Source organism: Luteimonas sp. TWI596 (assembly GCF_039674105.1).
Classification (GTDB): domain Bacteria; phylum Pseudomonadota; class Gammaproteobacteria; order Xanthomonadales; family Xanthomonadaceae; genus Luteimonas.
Genome location: NZ_JBDJMU010000030.1, coordinates 1 through 22,109, shown reverse-complemented (window position 1 = coordinate 22,109; position 22,109 = coordinate 1). Strand labels below are relative to the sequence as shown.

Annotated in this window: 24 protein-coding genes, 1 tRNA gene, 1 other RNA gene and 1 pseudogene; 20 read left to right on the top strand and 7 right to left on the bottom strand. The window is 67.0% G+C overall.

Translation table 11 applies throughout. The features are described from left to right. Positions 1 to 26 precede the first annotated feature (26 nt). The gene (gene dnaQ / locus ABE487_RS16180; protein ID WP_346452649.1) at positions 27 to 740 is read left to right on the top strand and encodes a DNA polymerase III subunit epsilon; all 714 of its coding nucleotides are present in this window, start codon (positions 27 to 29) and stop codon (positions 738 to 740) included. 21 nt (positions 741 to 761) lie between these two features. Here the strand turns inward: dnaQ and ABE487_RS16175 are convergent, their stop codons facing one another. Continuing rightward, entirely contained in the window at positions 762 to 1,466 is a 705-nt protein-coding gene (locus ABE487_RS16175; protein ID WP_346442368.1) for a protein phosphatase 2C domain-containing protein, read from the bottom strand. A gap of 214 nt (positions 1,467 to 1,680) precedes the next feature. Here ABE487_RS16175 and ABE487_RS16170 point away from each other — a divergent pair, with 214 nt between their 5' ends. Together ABE487_RS16170 and ABE487_RS16165 are read left to right on the top strand one after the other, a co-directional pair. Then, a complete protein-coding gene (locus ABE487_RS16170; RefSeq protein ID WP_346446116.1) occupies positions 1,681 to 4,047 on the top strand; it encodes a PAS domain S-box protein in 2,367 nt (788 codons plus the stop codon). Continuing rightward, on the top strand, positions 4,044 to 4,391 hold the full coding sequence (locus ABE487_RS16165; RefSeq protein ID WP_346442370.1) for a response regulator: 348 nt from the start codon (positions 4,044 to 4,046) through the stop codon (positions 4,389 to 4,391). The genes ABE487_RS16170 and ABE487_RS16165 overlap by 4 nt, the downstream gene beginning before the upstream one ends. Before the next feature lie 27 nt (positions 4,392 to 4,418). On the opposite strand, the gene ABE487_RS16160 is transcribed toward ABE487_RS16165, so the two are convergent. Both ABE487_RS16160 and ABE487_RS16155 read right to left on the bottom strand, forming a co-directional pair. Continuing rightward, positions 4,419 to 4,631: a hypothetical protein gene (locus ABE487_RS16160; protein WP_346442371.1), complete on the bottom strand. Its 213-nt coding sequence runs from the start codon at positions 4,629 to 4,631 to the stop codon at positions 4,419 to 4,421. After that, positions 4,628 to 5,926, bottom strand: coding sequence for a sigma 54-interacting transcriptional regulator (locus ABE487_RS16155; RefSeq protein WP_346442372.1), 1,299 nt, complete (start codon positions 5,924 to 5,926; stop codon positions 4,628 to 4,630). The genes ABE487_RS16160 and ABE487_RS16155 overlap by 4 nt, the downstream gene beginning before the upstream one ends. A gap of 314 nt (positions 5,927 to 6,240) precedes the next feature. Here ABE487_RS16155 and ABE487_RS16150 point away from each other — a divergent pair. Beyond that, positions 6,241 to 6,331: transfer RNA gene (locus tag ABE487_RS16150), tRNA-Ser, on the top strand. Between the two features lie 686 nt (positions 6,332 to 7,017). Continuing rightward, entirely contained in the window at positions 7,018 to 7,428 is a 411-nt protein-coding gene (locus ABE487_RS16145) for a DUF6165 family protein (protein ID WP_346442373.1), read from the top strand. Positions 7,429 to 7,440: 12 nt separating this feature from the next. Here the strand turns inward: ABE487_RS16145 and ABE487_RS16140 are convergent, their stop codons facing one another. After that, complete coding sequence (locus tag ABE487_RS16140; protein ID WP_346452650.1) at positions 7,441 to 8,523, bottom strand: glycosyltransferase family 9 protein; 1,083 nt, start codon at positions 8,521 to 8,523, stop codon at positions 7,441 to 7,443. Between the two features lie 49 nt (positions 8,524 to 8,572). Here ABE487_RS16140 and ABE487_RS16135 point away from each other — a divergent pair, with 49 nt between their 5' ends. The 9 genes from ABE487_RS16135 (at position 8,573) to ffs (ending at position 13,466) form a co-directional block, all read left to right on the top strand. Beyond that, positions 8,573 to 9,331, top strand: coding sequence for a 3-deoxy-D-manno-octulosonic acid kinase (locus ABE487_RS16135; protein ID WP_346442375.1), 759 nt, complete (start codon positions 8,573 to 8,575; stop codon positions 9,329 to 9,331). Continuing rightward, entirely contained in the window at positions 9,331 to 10,089 is a 759-nt protein-coding gene (locus ABE487_RS16130) for an MBL fold metallo-hydrolase (protein WP_346442376.1), read from the top strand. Before ABE487_RS16135 ends, ABE487_RS16130 begins: the two co-directional genes overlap by 1 nt. Beyond that, complete coding sequence (gene moaA / locus ABE487_RS16125; protein WP_346442377.1) at positions 10,086 to 11,108, top strand: GTP 3',8-cyclase MoaA; 1,023 nt, start codon at positions 10,086 to 10,088, stop codon at positions 11,106 to 11,108. The genes ABE487_RS16130 and moaA overlap by 4 nt, the downstream gene beginning before the upstream one ends. Positions 11,109 to 11,110: 2 nt before the next feature. Then, positions 11,111 to 11,488, top strand: a complete 378-nt coding sequence (locus ABE487_RS16120; protein ID WP_346442378.1) for a DUF4440 domain-containing protein — start codon at positions 11,111 to 11,113, stop codon at positions 11,486 to 11,488. Positions 11,489 to 11,513: 25 nt separating this feature from the next. Further along, the gene (moaC, locus tag ABE487_RS16115) at positions 11,514 to 12,032 is read left to right on the top strand and encodes a cyclic pyranopterin monophosphate synthase MoaC (protein WP_346442379.1); all 519 of its coding nucleotides are present in this window, start codon (positions 11,514 to 11,516) and stop codon (positions 12,030 to 12,032) included. Beyond that, on the top strand, positions 12,029 to 12,271 hold the full coding sequence (locus ABE487_RS16110; protein ID WP_346442380.1) for a MoaD/ThiS family protein: 243 nt from the start codon (positions 12,029 to 12,031) through the stop codon (positions 12,269 to 12,271). The genes moaC and ABE487_RS16110 overlap by 4 nt, the downstream gene beginning before the upstream one ends. Before the next feature lie 2 nt (positions 12,272 to 12,273). Next, entirely contained in the window at positions 12,274 to 12,720 is a 447-nt protein-coding gene (locus ABE487_RS16105) for a molybdenum cofactor biosynthesis protein MoaE (protein ID WP_346442381.1), read from the top strand. Further along, positions 12,717 to 13,274, top strand: coding sequence for a hypothetical protein (locus ABE487_RS16100; RefSeq protein WP_346452651.1), 558 nt, complete (start codon positions 12,717 to 12,719; stop codon positions 13,272 to 13,274). Before ABE487_RS16105 ends, ABE487_RS16100 begins: the two co-directional genes overlap by 4 nt. A 95-nt stretch (positions 13,275 to 13,369) precedes the next feature. After that, positions 13,370 to 13,466, top strand: an RNA gene (gene ffs, locus ABE487_RS16095) — signal recognition particle sRNA small type. 55 nt (positions 13,467 to 13,521) lie between these two features. Here ffs and ABE487_RS16090 read toward each other — a convergent pair. Continuing rightward, positions 13,522 to 14,691 (bottom strand): zinc-dependent alcohol dehydrogenase, encoded by a 1,170-nt coding sequence (locus tag ABE487_RS16090; RefSeq protein ID WP_346442383.1) that lies wholly within the window; start codon positions 14,689 to 14,691, stop codon positions 13,522 to 13,524. A 264-nt stretch (positions 14,692 to 14,955) separates the two neighbouring features. On the opposite strand from ABE487_RS16090, the gene ABE487_RS16085 reads away from it, so the two are divergent. The 3 genes from ABE487_RS16085 (at position 14,956) to ABE487_RS16075 (ending at position 16,996) form a co-directional block, all read left to right on the top strand. Beyond that, positions 14,956 to 15,084, top strand: coding sequence for a hypothetical protein (locus tag ABE487_RS16085; protein ID WP_346442384.1), 129 nt, complete (start codon positions 14,956 to 14,958; stop codon positions 15,082 to 15,084). Positions 15,085 to 15,397: 313 nt separating this feature from the next. Further along, entirely contained in the window at positions 15,398 to 15,631 is a 234-nt protein-coding gene (locus tag ABE487_RS16080; protein ID WP_346442385.1) for a hypothetical protein, read from the top strand. Positions 15,632 to 16,093: 462 nt separating this feature from the next. Continuing rightward, positions 16,094 to 16,996 (top strand): hypothetical protein, encoded by a 903-nt coding sequence (locus ABE487_RS16075; RefSeq protein ID WP_346442386.1) that lies wholly within the window; start codon positions 16,094 to 16,096, stop codon positions 16,994 to 16,996. A gap of 48 nt (positions 16,997 to 17,044) precedes the next feature. Here ABE487_RS16075 and ABE487_RS16070 read toward each other — a convergent pair. Next, positions 17,045 to 17,268 (bottom strand): annotated as a pseudogene (locus ABE487_RS16070) (integrase core domain-containing protein); the annotation flags it as partial. Between the two features lie 610 nt (positions 17,269 to 17,878). Between ABE487_RS16070 and ABE487_RS16065 the strand changes: the two are divergent. Together ABE487_RS16065 and ABE487_RS16060 are read left to right on the top strand one after the other, a co-directional pair. Next, the gene (locus ABE487_RS16065) at positions 17,879 to 18,568 is read left to right on the top strand and encodes a hypothetical protein (RefSeq protein WP_346442387.1); all 690 of its coding nucleotides are present in this window, start codon (positions 17,879 to 17,881) and stop codon (positions 18,566 to 18,568) included. A 242-nt stretch (positions 18,569 to 18,810) separates the two neighbouring features. Then, entirely contained in the window at positions 18,811 to 19,428 is a 618-nt protein-coding gene (locus ABE487_RS16060; RefSeq protein WP_346442388.1) for a hypothetical protein, read from the top strand. Between the two features lie 758 nt (positions 19,429 to 20,186). Here the strand turns inward: ABE487_RS16060 and ABE487_RS16055 are convergent. Next, the gene (locus ABE487_RS16055) at positions 20,187 to 20,861 is read right to left on the bottom strand and encodes a hypothetical protein (RefSeq protein ID WP_346452652.1); all 675 of its coding nucleotides are present in this window, start codon (positions 20,859 to 20,861) and stop codon (positions 20,187 to 20,189) included. A 409-nt stretch (positions 20,862 to 21,270) separates the two neighbouring features. Between ABE487_RS16055 and ABE487_RS16050 the strand changes: the two genes are divergently transcribed. Beyond that, the gene (locus ABE487_RS16050; protein ID WP_346452653.1) at positions 21,271 to 21,903 is read left to right on the top strand and encodes a hypothetical protein; all 633 of its coding nucleotides are present in this window, start codon (positions 21,271 to 21,273) and stop codon (positions 21,901 to 21,903) included. Positions 21,904 to 22,109: the final 206 nt, after the last annotated feature.

Below are 22,109 nucleotides of genomic sequence, written 5' to 3'. Positions count from 1 at the left end.
CGACGACAAGAAGGAATTCCGACCCGATGCGACAGATCGTGCTCGACACCGAGACCACGGGCCTCGAATGGAAGAAGGGTAACCGGGTCGTCGAGATCGGCTGTGTGGAACTGGTCGAGCGCCGTCCGACCGGCCGCACCTATCATCAGTACATCCGGCCCGATGTCGATTTCGAGCAGGGTGCCGCCGAGGTCACCGGCCTGAGCCTGGAGTTCCTGGCCGACAAGCCGCCGTTCGAGGCGATCGCCGACGCCTTCCTGGCCTTCATCGACGGCGCTGAACTGGTCATCCACAACGCCGCGTTCGATATCGGCTTCCTGGACTACGAGCTGTCCCGGCTGGGGCCACATTACGGCGATATCCGCAGCCGGGTGACGGTCGAGGACTCGCTGCTGCTCGCGCGCCAGCGCTATCCCGGCCAGCGCAACTCGCTCGATGCACTGTGCAAGCGTCTGGGCGTGGACAACGCCCATCGCCAGCTTCACGGCGCGCTGCTCGACGCGCAGCTGCTGGCCGAGGTCTACCTGGCGCTGACCGCCGGCCAGCACGAGATTGGCTTCGCGGCGCCGGTCGAGGCCCGGACCATGGTGCAGGTGACCGCGGTGCAGCCCACGGGGGTGCGGCCTGCGCTCGTGGTGCCGGAGGCCGACCAGGTGCTGCACGCAGCGCGGGTGGAGGCGATCCGCCGCAAGGCCGGCCAGTGCCTGTGGGACGCGGCCGCCGTGGCCGAGGCCGTCTAGCGCTTCGACTGCGCCGCCGGATCAGTGGCGGCGGATCAGGATCGCGGTGATGTTGTCCGAGCCGCCGCCGTCGAGCGCGGCGGCCACCAGGCCGTCGACGCATTCCTGCGCGCTGCATTCGGCATGCGCCAGCACCTGCGCGATCGCGCGGTCGTCGACCTCCTCGGTCAGGCCGTCGCTGCACAGCAGCAGCTGGTTGCCCGGCGCGAGTTCGCCGGCCAGTGTCTCGACGTTGAGCGCCTGCGGGTCGGTGACCCCCAGCGCCTGGGTCACGACGTTGCGCTGTGGATGGGTGCGCGCCTGGTCCACGCTCAGTGCGCCCTGGGCGATCAGCGCCTGCACGTAGCTGTGATCCTGCGACAGCTGGGCCAACTGGCCGTCGCGCCATAGATACACCCGGCTGTCGCCGACCCAGGCGACCTCGAAGCGGCTGCCGGTGATGCGCGCCGCGACCACGGTGGTGCCCATGGGCAGGGTGTCGCTGCGCCGCCGCGACGCGCGGATGATCTCCTCGTCCGCCAGTCGGATCGCCTGCGGCAGCGAGCGCCCCTGGCGGATCTCGCGCACGATCGCCTCGCGCGCCAGTGCGCTGGCGACCTCGCCGTACTCGTGTCCCCCCATGCCGTCGGCGACCAGCCAGAGCCCGAGCTCGCTGTCGCCGTAGTACGTGTCTTCGTTGAGCTCGCGGCGCAGGCCGGCGTGGGTCAGATGTCCAAATTCGATCATGCGGGGTCTCCGCGCCGACGGGCCAGGCGTGGACCGGGGCAGGAAGGGGCTCGGGCGGCGGGGCTCTGGGGCGGGATGGGGACGCGCATGGGGCATTGTGGCGCCGGTCGGCCCGCGAGCATAGGCCGCCCGCTGTACCCAGGCCGTGTAGGCGGGCTTGCGGGCGCAGCCGGCTGCCGTATCGTGATGGCCTTGTCTGCCGCGCGACCCCGCAATGCAAGCACCCGATGTCCCGTGGCACTGGAACGATGGCGAGATGGCATCGCGCATCCGCGCGTTCGACTGGCGGTCGACGCCGATCGGGAGCATCGAGCGCTGGCCCGCGGCGCTGCGCCAGGCGGTCGCCACGATGCTCGATTCGCCGGCGCCGATGGCGATCGCCTGGGGCCCGAGCGGCCTGCTGCTCTACAACGACGCCCATCGCGACGTGGCCGGCACGCGCCATCCGCGCCAGCTCGGCCTGCCGCTGATCGAGGCTTGGCCGGAGGCCGAGGCGTTCGTGGATCACATCCTGGCCGAGACGCTGGCCGGACGCTCGCTGCAACTGCGCGGCCACCCGCTGGACCTCATGCGCAACGGCGTGCCCGAGCGTGCGTTGTTCGACGCCGACTACTCGCCGCTGCGCGACGAGCAGGGCCGGCCGGTCGGCATGTTGGCGATCATTCGCGAGTTGACCCGCGAGTCGATGCTGGCCGCCGCGCGCGAGGCGGGCCGGCACGAGGCATTCCTGCTGGCGTTGGGCGACGAACTGCGCGGCCTGTCTGCGCCGGCCGAGATCCTGCGGGTGGCTTCGCGCAGGATCGGCGAGCATCTCGGTCTCGATCGCGTGGGCCTGGCCGCCCACGATCCAGGGGACGGTCTGCGCGTGCGCGAGGGTTGGAGCCGCGACCCCCGTGCCCCGGCGCTGCACCTGCCCGACTGGGAGGCCCGGCACGGCGATGTGGCCAGCGACGACCTCGAACGCGACACCGCGTTCGATGCGGCGTCGCGCTCGGCGTTGCGGATGCAGGATGTTGCCGCGCTCGCGATGACGGTGCGCGCCGGGCGCGGGCAACAGGCAGCGTCGGTGTTCGTTGCGGCCGCGCGCACGCCGCGGCACTGGACCACCGCGGAACTGAACCTGCTGCGCGAAGTCGGCGAGCGAGCGGGCGCGGCGTCCGAACGGGCCGCTGCCGAGACCGCGCTGATCTCCAGCGAGCAGCGCTACCGCGCGGTCGTCGAGCAGGCCGGCATCGGCGTGGCGATCGCCGACCGCGACACCCGCCTGGTCTACGTCAACGAACAGTACTGCCGGACCGTCGGCGCCCCGCGCGATGCGCTGGTCGGCAAGCGGATCGAGGAGCTCACGCACCCCGAGGACTGGCCCGAGAGCGCCACGCTGCTGCAGCGCGTGCTGGACGAGGGCGTGGCGAACACCGTGGAAAAGCGCATCCTCGTCGATGGCGAGCGGTACTGGCTGCGGCTGTCGGTGGTGCCCTGGCGCGACGCCGACGGCGAGATCGTCGGCAGCCTGGCGGTCAGCATGGACATCACCGGCCGGCGCCAGGCCGAACTGTCGCTGCGCGAAAGCGAAGCGCGGTTCCGCCAATTCGGCGATGCCTCGTCGGACGTGTTGTGGATTCGCAATGCCCAGACGCTCGCGCTGGAGTACTTGAGCCCGGCGTTCGAGGCCATCTACGGTGTTGCGCGCGAGGCCGCCATCCGCGATCCGGGGCTGTGGATGTCGACCGTGCATGCCGCCGATGCGGCCGACGTGCGCGCGCGGATGCGCAAGGTGCGCCACGGCAGTCGCGCCGACTTCGAGTTCCGCGTGCAGCGCCCTTGCGACGGCCGCACGATCTGGGTGCGCAACACAGCCTTCCCGCTGTTCGACGATGCTGGCCGCGTGCAGCGGATTGCGGGCATCGGCCGCGACATCACCGCCGAGCGCGAGCACGCGGTGCTACTCGAAACGCTTGTCGCCGAGCTCCAGCACCGCACCCGCAACCTGATCGCGGTCGTGCAGTCGCTGGCGCGCCGCACGTTGCAGGGCAGTCCTGATCTGGCCGCGTTCGCGAGCCGGTTCCGCGCTCGGCTCGATGCGCTCGGGCGGGTCCAGGGCCTGTTGTCGCAGGGCGCCGCCCTGGACCGCGTCACTTTCGACACCCTGCTGCGCCAGGAACTCGAGGCCCACGGGGTGGGCGAGGACGATGACAGGGTCACACTCGACGGTCCAACCGGTGTACCGCTGCGTTCGCGCGTGGTGCAGACGCTCGCTCTCGCATTGCACGAACTCACCACCAACGCCTTCAAACACGGCGCGCTGTCGGACGCGGGCGGTCGACTGGATATCCGCTGGGACATCGTGCCCGGGCAGGCGCAGGAGTCGACGCAGTTGCGGCTGACATGGCATGAACACGGTGTGGCCGGCGTGGCGGCCACCGACAGCGTCGCCGGCTACGGCCGCGAACTGATCGAGCATGCCTTGCCCTACCAACTCGGCGCACGGACGACGCATACCCTGCTGGCGGACGGCATCGTGTGCCGCATCGATGTTCCGCTCGACGGCACGCGCGCGGTGCTGCGGGAGCGCGCAGCGTGACGACGCCGCCGCGGATCCTGGTGGTCGAGGACGAGTACATGCTGGCGATGCACCTGCACGATGGCCTGTGCGCGCGCGGGATCGAGGTCGTCGGTCCGGTGCCCACGCTCGGCGCGGCGCTGGCGCTGCTCGAGCCCGAACCCGACTTCGACGCGGCCATCCTCGACGTCAACCTCGACGGCGAGAAGAGCTACCCGCTGGCGCAACGCCTGCAGCGCGCGGGTATCCCGTTCGTGTTCGCCTCCGGCTACGACCTGGCCATGCTGCCGCGCGAGTTCGCCGCCTGCCCGCATTGCCTCAAGCCGGTGGATCTCGACCAGGCGCTCCAGCAGTTGGGCTTCTGAGCGGTGCGGTGTGCGCGCGGCGTGGGCTTAGCCGCCGTGTGCGGACGGAGTCAGCAGCGTGCGCAGGCGTCGGCAGGCCGCGTCGGACTCGTCGAGGAACTGGAACGCGCGTGCCCGGTCGCCCGCATCCAGCGCGCTGCGCACTGCGGCGGCGGCGATCGTCGCGGCATTGGCGGCATTGCGTAGCGCGTGCAGCCACTCCGGATCGACCGTCCCCGGTTCGGGCATCGCCGGGGTCACGGTGCGGCCTTGCGCTGGGGCGCGTCCGGCCCGGCCAGTCGCGCCAGCTGGTTGTGGACGGTGCGTACGCTGATGCCCAGCGCACGGGCCGTGGCGGTCTTGTCGTTGTTGAAATGCGCCAGCGTCTTGAGCAACGCGCGCCGCTCGAGTTCGGCCAGCGTCGTACCGACCGAGAACATGATCGAGGTCTCCGACTCCTTGAGTACGGTTTCGCTGGGCAGGGTGGGGCGGATGTACAGGTCGTCGTCCTGCTGCAGCAGATAGGCGCCCTGCACCGCGCTGCGCAACTCGCGCACGTTGCCTGGCCAGTCATGGCGCAACAGCGCGGACTCGGCGCCCGAGGCCAGCCGTCTGCTGCGGCCGTAGTGCGCGTTGAGCTTGTCGAGAAACACCTGGGCGAGCACCGCCACGTCCTCGCCGCGTTCGCGCAGCGGCGGCAGCGGCAGCGGCGTCAACACGTGATAGAGATCGTCGCGCAGTGTGCCCTCGCGCATCGCCTCGTGCGGGTCGCGGTGAGTGCTGGCGATCAGCCGTGCATCCGGACTGGCCAGCGCCGGACCGGCTTCAAGTGCGCGCAGCAACCGGGCCTGCAGCGCCATCGGGATCGCAGTGAGGTCGGCCAACAGCAAGGTTCCGCCTCGCGCGCGGACGAACGCCTCGCCCAGACTGCCCGTCGCGTCGAACAGCTCGGTGGCGAGTCGGTCCGGATCGGTCGCACTGCAGTCCAGCGTCACCAACGGCCCTTGTCGCCCGCTCGCGCTATGCAGCGCACGCGCCACGAGCGTCTTGCCTGTTCCGCGCTCGCCCCACACCAGCACCGGCGCGTCGGTGGCGCCGATGCGCAGCACCTGATCCACGACCCGTCGGATCTGCGGCGAGTTGCCCAGGATGTCGCCAATCGCACCCGGTACGTCCGGAGACGGGGTCGGCTGATAGCGCGCGACGACGCGTTCCATCAGCCGGCGCAACTGCATCGCATCCAGGGGCTTGACCAGGTACTCGATCACCGGTGAAGCAACCGCACGTACGGCCGATTCCACCGTCGGCCGTCCGGTCACGATCGCGATCTGACCGTGCTCGGCCAGGTCGATGTCGTCGAGCAGGTCCAGTCCCGAACCGTCGGGCAACTGCAGATCGAGCAGCATCAAATCAGCGCGTGCGCGTGACAGATAACCTCGGGCCTCGGCGAGCGTTTCGGCCAGTTGAACGCGCAGCCCCGCGGCGAACGCGAGTTGGCCGGCTGCCCGGGAGAACGTGCCGTCGTCGTCGAGGATCAGCACGGTGGGTTGCGACATGGCAGGGGTCCGTACTGGAAAACCCCGACTGTAGTCGGCCGGCGGTCAATGGGACGTAGAAGGGGCAGGCTCGACTGGCGCCGAGCATGAATGCGCCATATGCGTGCACGACAGCGGCGCGGCCGACCGGCATGGCCGCGCGCAAGTTGCGCAGGTCCGGCTGGCGCACAAAGCGGGGTGGCCCCGCGATCGGACTACCGCATCGCCTTACGTCGACGCAGACGATCGCCCCGATAAGCGTCGCCCGCTTGTCGGCCACGCACCGCCCCCGTATGATTGCGCCCCCGGGTTCTGCATGCAGGTCCGGGGCCGCCGGAGAGGTGGCAGAGTGGTTGAATGTACCTGACTCGAAATCAGGCAGGCGTTTATAGCGCCTCGGGGGTTCGAATCCCCCCCTCTCCGCCAGAATCGACAAGGGGCTGCGTCCAGGACGCAGCCCTTTTTCGTTGAAGCCTTCTCCTGCGTGTGAGGAGGGTGGGGCCCAGGCCGATGCGCTGTCATTGGTCTTGGTCGGCCCAGCCCGCGCCCCCACCCGACGCCTATGGCGTCGACCTCCGCCCGCAAGCGGGGGAGGTGTTGCGCCATCCAACGCGCGCATCGATCCGCTCGACGCCGAGAAAGCTCTCCCCGCGATGCGGGGGAGGTATTGCGCATCTGACGCGCGCATCGGTCCGCTCGACGCCGGAAAAGCCCTCCCCCGCGTGCGGGGGAGGGTTGGGTGGGGGCACAGGCCGATGCGCTGTCATTGGCGTTGGTCGGCCCAGCCCGCGCCCCCACCCGACGCCTACGGCGTCGACCTCCGCCCGCAAGCGGGGGAGGTGTTGCGCCATCCAACGCGGGCATCGATCTGCTCGACGCCGAGAAAGCTCTCCCCGCGATGCGGGGGAGGGGTTGCGCCATCCGCCGCGCGCATCGCTGCGATGGGCGCCGCGTCAAAGCCACCCCCCGCGGGGGGGGGGGGGGGGGGGGGGGGCAGCAGGCCGATGCCATGTGGATTTTTCCTCGCAGGTCGCAGGCAACAACGGCGTCGCCCGACGCGGCCCATCTGCGGCAGCGGTACACTGGCCGGCCCGTCCGTTCCGGCAGTCCCCATGTCCGAGATTTCCGTGCCCGTGTCCTTCGGCGAGCTGCTCGACAAGATCTCGATCCTGCAGATCAAGTCCGAGCGCATGACCGATGCCGCCAAGCTCGCCAATGTGCGCCGCGAACTGACCGCGCTCGAGCAGACCTGGATGGCGCATCCCGGCGCCGGCCACGACATTGTGCGCCTGCGCGCCGACCTCAAGGCGGTCAACGAGCGGCTGTGGGACATCGAGGACGAGATCCGGCTCAAGGAAAAAGCCCAGGCCTTCGACGCCGACTTCGTGCGGCTGGCGCGCAGCGTCTACATCGAGAACGACGAGCGCGCGCGCATCAAGAAGGCGATCAATCTGGCGCTGGGTTCGGCCTACGTCGAAGAGAAGTCCTACGCCGACTACCGCACCGACGCCGCCGCCCCCTGATCTTCTCGCCGCTCAGGCTTGCCCGAGGTCGGCGCGCCGCCGCTCGAACGCGGCGATCGCGTCGTCCACCGTCACCAGCGCCATCACATCGTCGAACTCGATCTTGGTGCCCCACTTGAGCGCGTCCGCCGGCTTGCCGAGGAACCGGCGCGCGGCGTCGTCGTAGCGGTCCACGCAGAACCGCCGGTCCGAGTACGGACCGCTGCGCACCGGATTGCTGGCCGCGTGCAGGCCCAGCACCTTGGTGCCCATGGCATTGGCGATGTGCATCGGCCCCGAATCGGGCGTGACCAGCAATTGCGCGCGCGCCAGCAATGCCGGCAACTGCTTGAGCGTGTCCTTGCCGACCAGGTCCAGCGCCTCGTGCCGCATCGCCGCCAAAATCGCGTCGGCGGTGCTGCGCTCCAGCTCGCTGCGCCCGCCGCACAGCACCACCCGCCAGCCAGCGTCGGCGGCATGGTCGGCCAGCGCGGCATGGCGATCGGGATACCAGTTGCGGCGCACGTGACTCGAGCACGGCGAGATCATCAGCACCGGCCGGCCGTCGTCGTCCCACTGCGCCCGCGCCCAGGCGTGCGCGTCGTCGGGTACCGGCATGTCCCAGGTCACGCTGTCCTGGCGCAGCCCCAGCGGTTCGCAGAAGCTGCCGATCGCGTCGAGCACGTGGATGCCGGGCCGGTCGGGAATGCGCTCGTTGACGAACAGGCCGTGCAGGTCCTTGGAGCGGGCGCGGTCGTAGCCGACGCGGCGGCGCGCCGGCACGAAGCCCGAGAGCAGATTGGCGCGCGCGGCGACCTGCATCTGCAGCAGCACGTCGAACCGGCGCGCATCGCCCAGGTGCGCACGCAAGTCGCCTCGCATCGCGCGCATGCCGGCCCATCCGCTCTTCTTGTCGTAGACGATGAAGTCGACGCCGGGCAGGCCCTCGAGCAAGCGATGCTCGCCCTTGCCGATGACCCAGCTCAGCGCGACGTCGGGCCAAGCCCGTCGCAACGTGGCGATCAACGGCAGCACATGGGTCACATCGCCGAGCGCCGACAGGCGCAGCAGACACACCGAACGGGGCCTGAAAGCAGGCGCCTGGCCGGCGGGCACGGGGGAAACGACGGTCGGGGCAGGGGCCAAGGCTTGATAGACTCGCTGGATGAGCAGATTCGACCCCAGCGAAAGCCTGACGCCGATTCCGGCGGACGGTCGCACGGGCGAGTACGGCGCCATTCTGTTCGACGGCACGCAACTGCGGCAAGCCGACCCGCGCTGGTTCGACCCGGCGAAGTGGGGCGAGCGCGCGCAGCGGGTGTCGGGCAGCGGGCGCGGCGGCGCATGGTTCATCGACGCCTCCCACGGCCCCTGCGTGTTGCGGCAGTACCTGCGCGGCGGCATGGTCGGCCGCGTCAATCACGATCTGCACCTGTGGCGCGGCGGGCCGCGCGTGCGCAGCTTCGTCGAGTTCCGCCTGCTGCGCGAGCTGATGCGGCGCGATCTCCCGGTGCCGCAGCCCATCGCCGCGAGCTACCTGCGCCGGGGGCTCACCTACCGCGCCTGGATCCTGATGGAGCGGCTGGTGGACGTGCGCTCGCTGGCCGACCTGGCCGCGCAGGCGCCGGAAGACGCGCCATGGGAGCAGACCGGCCGCCTGATCGCGCGCTTCCACCGCGCCGGGCTGGACCACGCCGACCTCAATGCCCACAACATCCTGTTCGACAGCCTGGGCAAGGGCTGGATGATCGATCTCGACCGCGGCCGCCTGCGGATTCCCGAGACCCGCTGGCGCGCACGCAATCTGGCGCGCCTGGAACGCTCGCTGCAGAAACTGCGCGGGGCCCGCAGCGAGGACGCGGTGGCGGCGGACTTCGCACGCCTGCGCCGCTCCTACGATGTGCTGTGGAGCCGGGGCATCTGATGGACTGGGCGCTGCGGTTTCTGGGTGTTGGCAATGCCTCGGCGGTGGCGCTGGGCTCGCCGATGGCGACGATCGAGCGCGATGGCGCGCCGTGGCTGACGATCGACTGCGGCAACGAAGGCCTGACCGCGCACCTGGACCGCTATGGCGAGGCGCCGCGCGCGCTGTTCGTCACCCATGTGCACCTCGACCATGTCGGCGGCTTCGAGCGCCTGTTCGTCGACCGTTACTTCGATCCCGCGCGCCGCGGCGCGATGCCGCTGTACGTCCCGGCGCCGGTGGTGCCGCTGTTGCACCGGCGCGTGGCCGATTATCCCAACGTGCTGGCCGAGGGCGGTGCGAATTTCTGGGACGCGTTCCGGCTGATCCCGGTCGGCGATGCGTTCTGGCACGACGGCGTGCGCCTGGAGGTGTTCCCCGTGCGCCACCACTGGCCGGAGACCGCCTACGGCCTGCGCCTGCCGGGCAGCCTGGTGTGGAGCGGCGACACCCGGCCGATTCCCGAGATGCTGGCCCGGTATGCCGATCGCGACGAGCTGATCGCCCACGACTGCGGGCTGCACGGCAACCCCTCGCACAGCGGCATCGACGATCTGGAGCGCGAGTACCCGCCGGCACTGCTCGCGCGCTGCGTGCTCTACCACTACGCCTGCGACGCCGACGGCGAGGCGCTGCGCGCGCGCGGCCAGCGCGTGGCCCGCCCGGGCGAGCGGTTCGCATTGCGTGCACCGGCGCCCGCGCAGGATGCCGGCGCATGAGCGCCTTGCCGCAATTGCCCCAGGCCCCGCTGGACCGTCTCGGCCGCCCGCTGCACGACCTGCGGCTGTCGGTGATCGAGGCCTGCAACTTCCGCTGCGGCTATTGCATGCCCGCCGATCGCGTGCCCGACGACTACGGGTTCGACCAGGCGGGGCGGCTGTCGTTCGACGAGATCGAGACCCTGGTGCGTGGCTTCGCACAGCTGGGCATGCGCAAGCTGCGCATCACCGGCGGCGAGCCGCTGCTGCGCAAGCAACTGCCCACCCTGATCGCGCGCCTGGCCAAGATCCCCGGCATCGACGACCTGGCGATGACCACCAACGGCGCGCTGCTCGCCCGCCAGGCCCAGGCCCTGCGCGATGCCGGCCTGCGGCGGCTGACGATCAGCCTGGATGCGCTCGACCCTGCGCTGTTCCATCAGCTGTCCGGAGGGCGCGGTGACATCGCTGCGGTGCTCGAAGGCGTGGCCGCGGCCGAGCGCGCGGGGTTCTCGTCGATCAAGTTCAACTGCGTCGTGCAGCGCGGCGTCAACGACCACGAAGTCGAACGCATGGCCGCGCACTTTCGCGGCACCGGCCACGTCCTGCGCTTCATCGAATACATGGACGTGGGCACCTGCAACGGCTGGGACCGCGCGCGGGTGGTGCCTTCGCGCGCGCTGCATGCGCGCATCGCCGCGCACTGGCCGCTGCGCGCGCTCGATGCCGACTACCGCGGCGAGGTGGCCGAGCGCCACGCTTACGCCGATGGTGCCGGCGAGATCGGCTTCATCAGTTCGGTGACCGCGCCGTTCTGCGGCGACTGCCACCGCGCCCGCGTCTCGGCCGACGGCAGCCTCTACACCTGCCTGTTCGCCGGCCAGGGGCAGCCGCTGCGCGGCTGGCTGGCCGAGGGCGAAGCCGCGTTCGCCTCGCGCCTGACCGACTTGTGGTCGCGCCGCGCCGATCGCTACAGCGAGCTGCGCGGCAGCACGCGCGCGCCGCGCCGACACGTCGAAATGTTCCTGGTCGGCGGTTGAGCGTGGCGCCGGAGACCGCAGCGCTGCTCGAATCGCTGGAGCGCGCACTGCTCGACCCGGGCGTGCGCGCCGATCGCGTCCGCCTCGACGCCTTGATCGCCGACGACTTCACCGAGATCGGCGCCTCCGGAGCGGTCTTCGGCAAGGCCGAGGTGCTCGCTGAACTGCCCGAACAAGGCGGCATCGCCTTCGAGACCGGCCCCATGCGCGTGCACGCGGTGACCGACGACGTGGCCCGAGTGGCGTACGGCATCACGCGCCGCGCCGGCACCGACATGCGCCGCTCGCTGCGCACGTCGTGGTGGCGTCGCGATCCCGATGGCGCCTGGCGGATGGTCTTCCATCAGGGGACGCCGGACACCGGGGCCGGTACCATCTGAGGTCCGCAGTCACCCCGCAGGCGCCATGGCCCGCAGCACATCCCCGGCGTCCCCGGCGCTGACCCACATCGATCCCGACGGCCGCCCGACGATGGTCGACGTCTCGGCCAAGACCGTGACCGCCCGCGCCGCGAGCGCCGAATGCCGCGTCCGCTTCCCGGCGGCCGTCGCCGCGCAACTGCGCGCCAGCGGCCTGCGCAGCGCCAAGGGCGGGATCGTCGACACCGCAATCGTCGCCGGCACGATGGCGGTCAAGCGCACTCACGAGCTGATTCCGTTCTGTCATCCGCTGCCGATCGACGGCGTGCGGATCGCGATCGACTGGAGCGGCGAGCGCGAGCTGCGCATCGACTGCACCGTCAAGACCACCCACCGCACCGGCGTGGAGATGGAAGCGCTGACCGGCGCCACCGTCGCCGCGCTGACCGTCTACGACATGTGCAAGGCGCTCTCGCACGCCATCGTGCTCGGGCCGGCGAAGCTGGTCGGCAAGCGCGGCGGCAAGCGCGACGTCGGCACCATCGAAGGAGGCGCCACGCCATGACCGATGTCCGACTGCTGTACTTCGCCAGCCTGCGCGATGCCGCCGGCCGCAGCGAGGAAACCTGGCAGACCACCGCGCCGGACCTGCGCGCGCTGTATGCCGAAGTGCGTGCGCAGCACGGCTTCACGCTGCCGGCCGAGCGGCTGCGCGTCGCGGTCGACGGTGCTTTCGCACGCTGGGACGATGCGGTCCGCGGCGACAGCGAGGTCGCCTTCATTCCCCCGGTCAGCGGAGGCTGAAGATGGACGACCGCGACTTCTGGCTGGCCGACGCGCCGCTCGACCTGGCGCCGCTGCGCGCGCGCCTGCAGCACGACCGCGCTGGCGCCTTTGCCAGCTTCGAAGGCTGGGTGCGCAACCACAATGACGGCCGTCCGGTGCTCGGGCTGCGTTACGAGTCCTACGTCGCACTGGCGCAGGCCGAAGGCGCGAAGGTGATCGCCGAGGCCCGCGAACGATTCGCGCTGTGCGCGGCGGTGTGCGTGCATCGCATCGGCGACCTGGCGATCGGCGACATGGCGGTGTGGGTGGGTGTCTCCGCCCCGCACCGGGGCGCGGCGTTCGATGCCTGCCGCTACATCATCGACGAGATCAAGGACCGCGTGCCGATCTGGAAGCACGAGCGCTACGCCGACGGCGATGCCACCTGGCTGCACCCCGAGCCGGGGGAGGGCGGGGCGCCGCGATGAGCCGCAGCGTCGCGGCCGGCACGCTCGCGCTGCTGCTGGCCGCGTGCGCCAGCGCACCTGTCCCGCCCGAACCGGCACCCGCGCCGGCTGCGCACGGCGAAGTCGGTGCGGCATTGCTGGCACCCGACGGCGACAGCAACCGGATGGCGCTTGGCCGCCACCAGCGCTTCGTCTATCCCACGCTCGAACAGCCCGCCGCATTGCCCGACTATCCAGCCGCGTTGCTGCCGCTGCGCCTGCCGCCGGTCGAGGTCTGCGTGGATGTCGTCGTCGGCACGGACGGGCAGGTCGTCGCCGTGGCCGAGCGCCCGGACGCGCGCTGCACGACACCGGACGGCGTGCCTGATCGCGCCACGTTCGTGGCGCCCACACTCGCCGCCATCCGCGCCTGGACGTACTGGCCAGCGGCGCTGTGCACCGCGCCGGAGGGCTTCGACGACGGTGACCCCTGCGCCGCACCGGGCGTGACCGAAACGCCGACCCCGGTCCGGCTCTCGTATGCGATCCGATTCCACCAGCACGACGGCGTGCCGGTGGTCGAGCGCCGCGAATGAGGCGCCGCGGATAGGCGCAAGTGCGCCCGCCCTGTTAGAATCCCCGTCCCGCTGCTGCGGGGCCGGCTCGGCCGGCGCGTGTCTCCATGGTGGCCCCGTCGGCCCCTCGCGACGCTAGATCGAAAATCCCGCCAGGGCCGGAAGGCAGCAACGGTATCGGTCGATGCGGGCGCCGAGGTCAGTCGGCGGGGCCATCGCCTTGTCCGAGCCCGCATCGCGGCGCCGGCGGATCGGCGCCACAGCCGGCTCAAGGCGTCAGCACCACCTTGCGGCAGGCATCGCGTTCGTCCTTGCCGTCGAAAATCTCGTACCCGCGCGCCGCGTCTTCGAGCTTCATTCGGTGCGAGATGATGACGTCTGGCTGCAGGTCGCCATTGCCGATGCGCGTCAGCAGTTCGGGCATGTAGCGCTGCACATCGGTCTGGCCCATCTTGAAGGTCAGGCCCTTGTCGAACGCATCGCCCAGCATGAACGCGTGGATGAAGCCCGCATACACGCCCGGGATGCTGACCGTACCCGCGCGCCGTGTCGCCGCGATGCACTGCCGGATCGCAGCCCCGCTGCTGGTCTCGAGCTTGAGCCCGGTCAGCACGCTGTCGGCCTTGCTGCCCTTGGCCTCGAAACCGACTGCATCGATCGACGCATCCACGCCGCGCCCGTCGGTCTGCGAGACGATCGCATCGGCCGGATCGTCGATCTCCTCGAAGTTCAGCGGGATTACGCCGTAGGTCGCCTGCGCGAAGTCGAGCCGATACTGGTAGCGGTCGACCATGAAGATGCGCTCGGCGCCCAGCATCCGACAGCACGCCGCCGCCATCAGCCCGACCGGGCCGGCGCCGAAGATCGCGACCGTCGACCCCTTGGTGACCTTGGCATCGATCACTGCCTGGTAGCCGGTGGGCAGGATGTCCGACAGGAACAGCACCTGCTCGTCGCTGAGCACCTCCGGCACCACCAGCGGGCCGACATTGGCCTTGGGCACGCGCACGAACTCCGCCTGGCCGCCGGCGATGCCGCCGTACAGATGGCTGTAGCCGAACAACGCCGCCGGCGGCCGGATGCCCTTGCGGTTGAGCGCCGCGCCCTGGCCGGTGTTGGTGGTCTCGCAGGCCGCGAACTCCGACAGCCGACAGTGGAAGCAGTCGCCGCAGGCGATGACGAACGGGATTACCACCCGATCGCCCTTGCGCACCGAGGTCACCTCGGCGCCGACGTCCTCGACCACGCCCATGAACTCATGGCCCAGGATGTCGCCGTCGTGCAGCTCGGGAATCTTGCCGCGGTACAGATGCAAGTCCGAGCCGCAGATCGCGGTCGCAGTGACGCGCAGCAGGATGTCGTCGCGCTCGCGCAGGACGGGGTCGGGCACCGTCTCGACCCGGACGTCCCGCGTGCCGTGATAGGTCAGGGCTTTCATCGCATCTCCTTCGTGGCAAAGCCCGGATGCAATCAATCACAGCCGCAATGCGGTGTGAGCGGGTGGGGCGTGTATGCGGCGCAGCCGGCAAGATCGCCACCCTTGTTCCAAGCATCGGAACGATCCCGCGTTGGGGCGCAACCACACTGGTTCATAAAGCCGGCAAAACGCGCGACGGATGAATGCAGCGCCATCGCACCCGGATAACACCCTGCGGCGCAGCGTCGCCCACGTGGCGAATGTCCGCCGCAAGGAGTAACCATCATGAGTCCGAGCAACCAAAACCCGCGCGAAGGCCAACACCCGAACCCGCAGCAGGGTGGCCGCGAGCAGCGCCAGGACGACAACCAGCGCGAGCCCGGCCGGCCGGAGCAGGGCGAAGAAGAGGAGTAAGCGCCAAGCTCGATCGAACGCCCAGGGAGGGGCGTTCGGGGGGGCGGGGGCCTCAGGATGTAGACGCCCATCAGGACAGCCGCGAGCATGGAATGCTGCGCTTCGTTGATGCACAGCGTCCACACGCAAACGTCGACGCAAAAATCCCGTATCGATCGTGACACGTATGCGCGTAGGACTATTCCTACGGGTGCGTGAGGAGTTCTCTGATTCTCTTTTTCCAATCGACCTACGAGATTGGGTCATGCGGCCTGCGTGCACGCTGATGGAATCACGCGCGACGCCGCATCACGCCAACGCATGGAGAAAGCAGATGAAGTTATTCACGAAGACGCTGGGCACCCTCGCCATCGGGCTGTCGCTCACGATCGGAGCCGCATCGGCTCAGTCATTCGAGACGCCCCCTGCGAGCGAATGCACCGCCAATGGCGTGATCGGATCTGTTGACCTGTTGAACGGGCAGCGCGTCTTCATGTGTCAGGACGGCGAATGGCGCTTCCTGTATGAGTGCACGTTCGACGCCAGTGGCTATTGCGTCATTCCCTGAGTCATCGATTCGCCAAGTCGGCGATCTGCGCGCCGCTCGCGAAACATCGCGGGCGGTTCGTTGCTCGCTTCGGGATGGCTAGCGATGCGTCTGCCGAGCCCCACGTCGCCTGAATTCGGGTCCTCATAAACCAGTATCCGGCTGTGGTAAAACCCCTCAGCGGCGGCATGACGCTGCCGGTCAGGGGGCAACATGAAAGCGATCACGGCTGTGGTTGTTGACAGGCGGTAGCTAGCACCACTTCCTTATCTAGGCGGATATCTTCCCGGGTGCGGTCAGAGGCGCTAGGCGCGTGAGGCAAAGAGTCGCGCATTGGAATGTCAAACGATATTAAGTGAGAAATTATAATTATTTCCGCAGCTATTATTTACAACTTCAGAATTCAAGCGCGATCTTGACGCCATGTCGTAGATTATGTTAATATTGAAAATTAATCAATGATTATTACATGGAAAGTTGATCTTGAAATATTCAGCAGTCGGAGCGCTGGCAGGCGTCTTGGCCTTTTTCTCGGCCGGGAATGTTGACGCATCAAATGGCTTCTACAAGCCAATTCGATGCGACACATGCGTCACGGAAAATGACTTCTACGCCCAGGCCATCAACGCAGGCAATGGCCATTTTTTGGTGTACAACTTGCCCGCCGGAACGATGCAGTACTGGCATATTCCCTCTGATCCCACCCCAGGCAATCCTGGGAGGCCTGATCGTCCGATGTCTATCGGCGTACTGAGCGGCCAAAGTGGTACGAAACGCATACCGCCCGCAGAGGCGACTCAAGAGCTTCGCATAGCGACACAGGCTTACTCATACGGGAAGAACACCCTACGACCCATCTATGTGGTGCCGGTCGAGCGGCTGACTCAGTATCCGCATGTTCGGGATAGCACGGTGCATGACTTGGTACGCGACAAGAACATGCAGAGGATGTTGGAGACAGCGACCGGGGATACCGCAACCCTGGCCGCTGCTGTTGATCCGAACTTCCTGGAGCGCTTGGTAGAAATGGGGCAGGTGGCTGTCTCCTATCTCAAGCTAAAGGAGCAGACTGCTGCAATCATCAAGGTCGTGTTTAAGGATGGTAGCTACGCGTACTTCAAGGCGACTGTTAACAATCCGAATGGGGAGTACCAAGCCGACAGTCCGCGCACGGCTGGGGATCAGTATGTTCCAAGCGATATTGCAGAAGTCGAAGGAACTTGGTCCAGTCATGGGGGGGACAACCTTGATCGGATGGCCCAGCACTTTCGCGACTTGGGAGCGCAAATCGTCAACCTAGGTCCTCAGACAGGGAGTGCTAACACGATTTCTTGCACCGGCGCTGGACAGAACAGGACTTGCAGGGTGGTCCGGGTTATCTGGTGACCCTTCCTGCCATAGGTTGACACCTTTGGGAGAATGGTTCGGCCGCCGTCAGGCGGCCAAGGAAGCCCGATGCATCGCATCGGGCGTTTGCATTCTAGAAACAGGGGAGGGCGCTCCGCATTATGGATCGCCGCCGTCTCAGGCACCATCTGACGGGCCTGCCTCAGATCCTGCGGGCGATGGAACAAGAGTTCGCATCTGAGGATTCCGGTGATGCGTTCGGCCAACGCGTTCTGGTAGCAGCCGCAACCATCGGTCATCAAGCATGTCAGACTGAATCCCCCCAGGAGCGGACGCCAGCTAGCGATACTTTGATCGCAACTGGCGGTTCCCATGCAGCGCATTACCCGTCGTCGCTACCCGGATGGCTTCAAGGCCCAGGGTGTGGCGTAGTTGAGTTGGTCAGGCCGTCCAAGGCTGCCCGGCAACGGGGCATGTCGGCCAAGGCGCTGGTCAACTGGCTGGGTGCCTCCGGCCAGCCAGCCGCTGAGCTCGCCCGGCCGCACGCCGGTAAGTGAGATGGAGAGCGAACTGGCCCGGCTGTGGGTCGCGAGCGCCACTTTCACGATGGAGCGCGAGATCCTAAAAGTAGCGGCGGTGCGTTCTTCGCCAGAGGGTCGAAGTGAGGTGTGCCTTCGTCGCTGCTGAATGGACTCGCTATCCACTGCAGATGCTGTGCCGCCTGCTGGCGGTATCGGTGTCCGGCTTCCACGACTGGTGGCACCATTGGGATCGCCTAGACCCGATGCGGCGATGCGAGCTGGCCTGTGCGCATTCCTCACCGGCACAGCCGCGGTGCCTATGGGCGGTCGCGCCTGATGCGCGTGCTGCGCGCCTGTGCCAACGCGGTGGCCACAAGCACGTGTTCCGGAATGGCAGGCGATGCGTCTGCCGACTCCCGCACCGCCTGAACTTGGGCTCCTCATACACCAGTATTTGGCTGTGGTAAAACGCTTCAGCGGTGGCATGACGCTGCCGGTCAGGGGCAACATGAAAGCGATCACGGCTGTGGTTGTTGTTGCGATAGCGAGTGCGGGATGCTCGACCCTCAAAAGAGAGCCGATCGTTCAGGGGGAAGGAAAGAGTAAGCGGACGATCGGCACAGTCACGACTTGGAGTCCTGATAAAGCCGCCGCAGTCGTACTGGGCGACAAGGCGTGCATGCAGTTGCCGACGCGACTGGTCAACCTTGGCACGTCTGGGGGCGGCGCGGGGACTATCAATGTGCCGGGTGAGGTCAACGCAGGCGGCGGTGGCGCAGGCGACTTCAGATCGGATGCAACATCAGCACTCGTTGCGACCGAACGGACGACCTTCCTGTCGTTTGGACTGTTCTACATGTGCCAAATGGCGATGAATGAATCGATCGACGACGCCACGCTCAAGGAGATGTTGACCATGGTGGTGGCAACATCGGCCGCCCTGAAGCCGCCACCGGTACAGCCGCCGGCTTTCGTGGTGGCGGAGCACTTCACGATGCATGCGCCTCCGCCGGAAAATCCGGTGGAGGCGAGTCAGAATGAGAAGCTGGACCGGGTTGCCCCGGGCACGCAGTTCAGCGTTGAAGAGTAGGTACAGATTCGCTTGAATCGCGTCGACGCAGGGATCTGAGAGTGATGCGGATGCGCCGACGGCATAAGAGGGTCGTACGCGTGCTGTATCGGGAAAGTAAGTCGCGCCTGTCGTATCGGTGCACGATTCGGTACCGGACGCGGCATTCATTGCGTATCGATTCGCGCGCTCTTTGCTTTGCGGGCCGCCCGCTGCACGCCTTGCGGGCGGTTCGTTTATTCTGTTGCATCTTTGTGCGTAACTTGACGTCGATCGTGAGGATCGAGCGCCAGGAAGACGTAAATGCTCTGGAAAAATCGGCGAGCAGAAAAATCGTACGAACAGGGGTGAAGGCCCAGTCAGTGAAGAGCGGTGGGGAAACAACCGTGGGCGATAGCGACTTATTCGCTGAATTCGAGTCCATGCTTAGAGGGCACCTGCCAGGTGTCGATCTGTTCCGGGTGCAGCCTGACGACGATGATCTGCTGATGTCCTTCGGCAACATCACCGACTTCCTAGCGGCCGTACACTCAGCGTCAGGCGTCAATATCGCTGTCGAGATTGGCTGGCTCTTTGAGCCGACCCGACCGAAGCACGCAGGCATTGAGCAGTGCCTCCTGCGCTTTCGACTATCGAGTTGGAGTGATGACGTCGTCGCCGGCGGGATCCTGATCACCGTGCATGGGAAGCCTCCTCGTCTGCGAGGCATCCTCGCGCGTCCGCGCGCGCGGCGCCTTGATCTGGATCAGAAGCGCGGTTGTTCCTTTTCCTCGAGGATCTTGCGCTTCAAGGGCGAGCGTCGTAGGGAGGTTGGGTGCGCGATGGGAGGCTTTGCGAATCAATCACCCTGTCCGCGTGAACGGCGGTGGGGCCTGTCGTGAGCGCATCACTGTTTAGCGCAATGATTTATCTGTTTGGCTTGGTTGGCCTTGCGTCGATTGGTGTGCTACCGCTTCGAGCCTGGCAGATGCTAAGCATTGTGTTTGCTCGAAGTTCATCGCAGGCGCCGAGAAAGGCATTGGCTGCTGTCACAGTGCTGTTGGTCGCAGTTGCACTTTGGTGCGAAGCAAACATAACGATACGTGTTTTTAGGTGCCTAACCGAGACCTACTGCGGTCCTGGCATTGCAAGTGGCTGGGCTTATCTAGCGATGCTGGGCGTTGTCTACACGGCGTTTGAGGCCATGAGCTTCGCATTGCGAAGGATCATCCGGGCGAAGGCAGTCACGCGCACTGTGTGACTCGAACGGGCTGCGTCATTATTTACCTCTCCCGGCTCGTTCTAACAAGCCAACCTTCGTGTTGGCTCTGGTCGGTATTCGGCGCGATCGTTCGATTGAGGACCAGTTGTGCCTGCAAGGCTGGATCGGGCTGGCCGCTCGGTCAGGGGATTTCTGAGCGGGCTGCCTTGTTTCGCCGCGGATGCGGGCTGGCAATCTGCCTCGAAACCTGATGCGCTATTGAGCGGGGGCTTATCACGCTCACGGGCACGCGGGAAAGGCTGCGCCTGCGCGGGGAATCGCGGGGCTATTAGAGATTGCTGTCAAGGGATCGCGAACGACGCAATTGGCTGCCGCTTTTCTCGCAAAGCCGAGCTCGCCGCTCGGCAAAGGCCGAGACGGCGAGCCCAACCCCATGACTCAGTGCAGCGAAAGACGCGGTGCCTGCTTCGGCACCGGGTCATAGGCCGAGCGTTCCTCACGCACACTGCAACGCGATGTCGTTGCAGGCTGGATCAACTGTTCCTGCACTTGATCCAGGATCTCCCGCACCGCATCCGCACCTTCCGAGATCGCCAGCCCCAGTGCCGGCACGGTGTCATCCGCAAGATCGTCTTCATGCCCGGATGCGATGACATCGCCGTGCGCCATCAGCATCTGCACCAGCCGGTCAAGCGCGTCTGCCTGGTCCATCGTGACGCCAAAGACGTAGCCCTCCGGCACGCTGGCTGTCGGCGTCGGCTGTGCGGCCGCTGCCTCGTGCCTCGCGTGTTGCGTCTCGTCGGGGTCAGTCGCCGCGTCGTCTGCTTCTGCGGCTGCCCGCGTCTCAGGCCGCGCGCTCGGCGACGGCCGCCATGCCATCGCCTCCAGCACCAGTTCCGCCTGCTCGGCCAGCATGGCGAAGCATGTGGCCAGTTCGCCGTGACTGACTTCGGGCGGATCGTCCTGCTCCTCATCGTACGTGCGCGGCTCCGCCAGGCGCGACAGGAATTCCATGTGGTCACGCAGCTTCGTCAGCCGCGTCCTGTCGTCTTCCGGCAGGAAATAGCCAGCTCGTTGGGTGTCGTCGTCGTGGTTCGATTCGTGGTTCGACATGATGTTGCCTCCTTCATTCCATCGAAGTGGCCCGCCCACCGGATGGCGGATGGGAAGTCGGGAGGTTAGAAACCGCTCATAGCCGGCGCGCGTATTTCCCCGAAGGGTGTTGTATTAGCCACCCTCCCGACGCAGGCATCGCGTCGGTTGTGCCCGCAAAGTGCCGGGCACAAAAACCCAACAGGTTTTCGGAGGTGGGTACCGCTATGAGAGGAGTTTCTACGCTCCGTAGTCGAGCTTGCTAGCGAATTGCGCGGTTGTCAGGTGGTATGGAACACCGGCGAAGACTGGACGGTGAGCCCGACCGTTTCAAGTTGCTCGGAGTCGAACTCCCTCGGCATACTTTTCTCGCTTGCCTCGCCAAGGCAAAGGGCGTCAAATCTGACTTACAACAGCTAGGGGAAGGCTCATGAGCAAGACAGGCAAGTTGCTGACGTTGGCGGCGTTACTTTTCGCATTGACCGCGTGCGCGTCTTCGCACGTGCTAGTGGGAACTGCCCGCGACCCAATCGGCTGGGAGGACGTGAAGGTCTACATAGATCCGCCAGCTTCCTATGAAAACGTTGCGCTGCTAGAGGCATCTGACCTGGGCGCAAATGGGTTCTCTGCTCAGAGCCGCATGAATAAAGTCATTAGTCGCTTGAAAGCGGAGGCGGCTGACCTTGGAGCGAATGGCATTTTACTGCAAGGGTTCGACACGCAAATCACTGGTTCAGTAAGCAGCGGTTTCGGCAATGTTGCGTTTTCCGGGAACTCGGCTTTTGTCACCGGAACAGGCTACTCCGCGGCACAGACCAGCAAGGTGGGGCGCGCGATGGCTATCTATGTGCCCGTGAATGCGTTAGTCGCGCCGCCTGCTGCGGTCCCTTCAATCGAGGTGGAGGAGCCTGCCGCTGCTCCGACGCCGCCGCCGGCCGCGGCTGTTCCAGCTCTTACGCAGCCTGCAGTGGAGCCGAGTTCCACGCCGTCAGCAGCTCCAGCCACGACGCCCCCACCTGCAGGCAGTTCGAACTGGAGGGGCTGGGGGCGGAAGGGGGACTAATGAATCGGAGGCTCCAACTCTTGATGAGGATGGGGGCATGACCAAGCCAGTGAAGTGTTCACCAGTGCGGCCGCCGATCAATCGATGGAGGATAGGGGCGGTCTCAAGAATCAAGTGCAACACGTGATTTGAAGTCGATGATTTCCCTCTCCATCACCTGGGCTGGTGTTGCCCAGCCGAGCGTCTTGCGCGGTCGCCCGTTCATC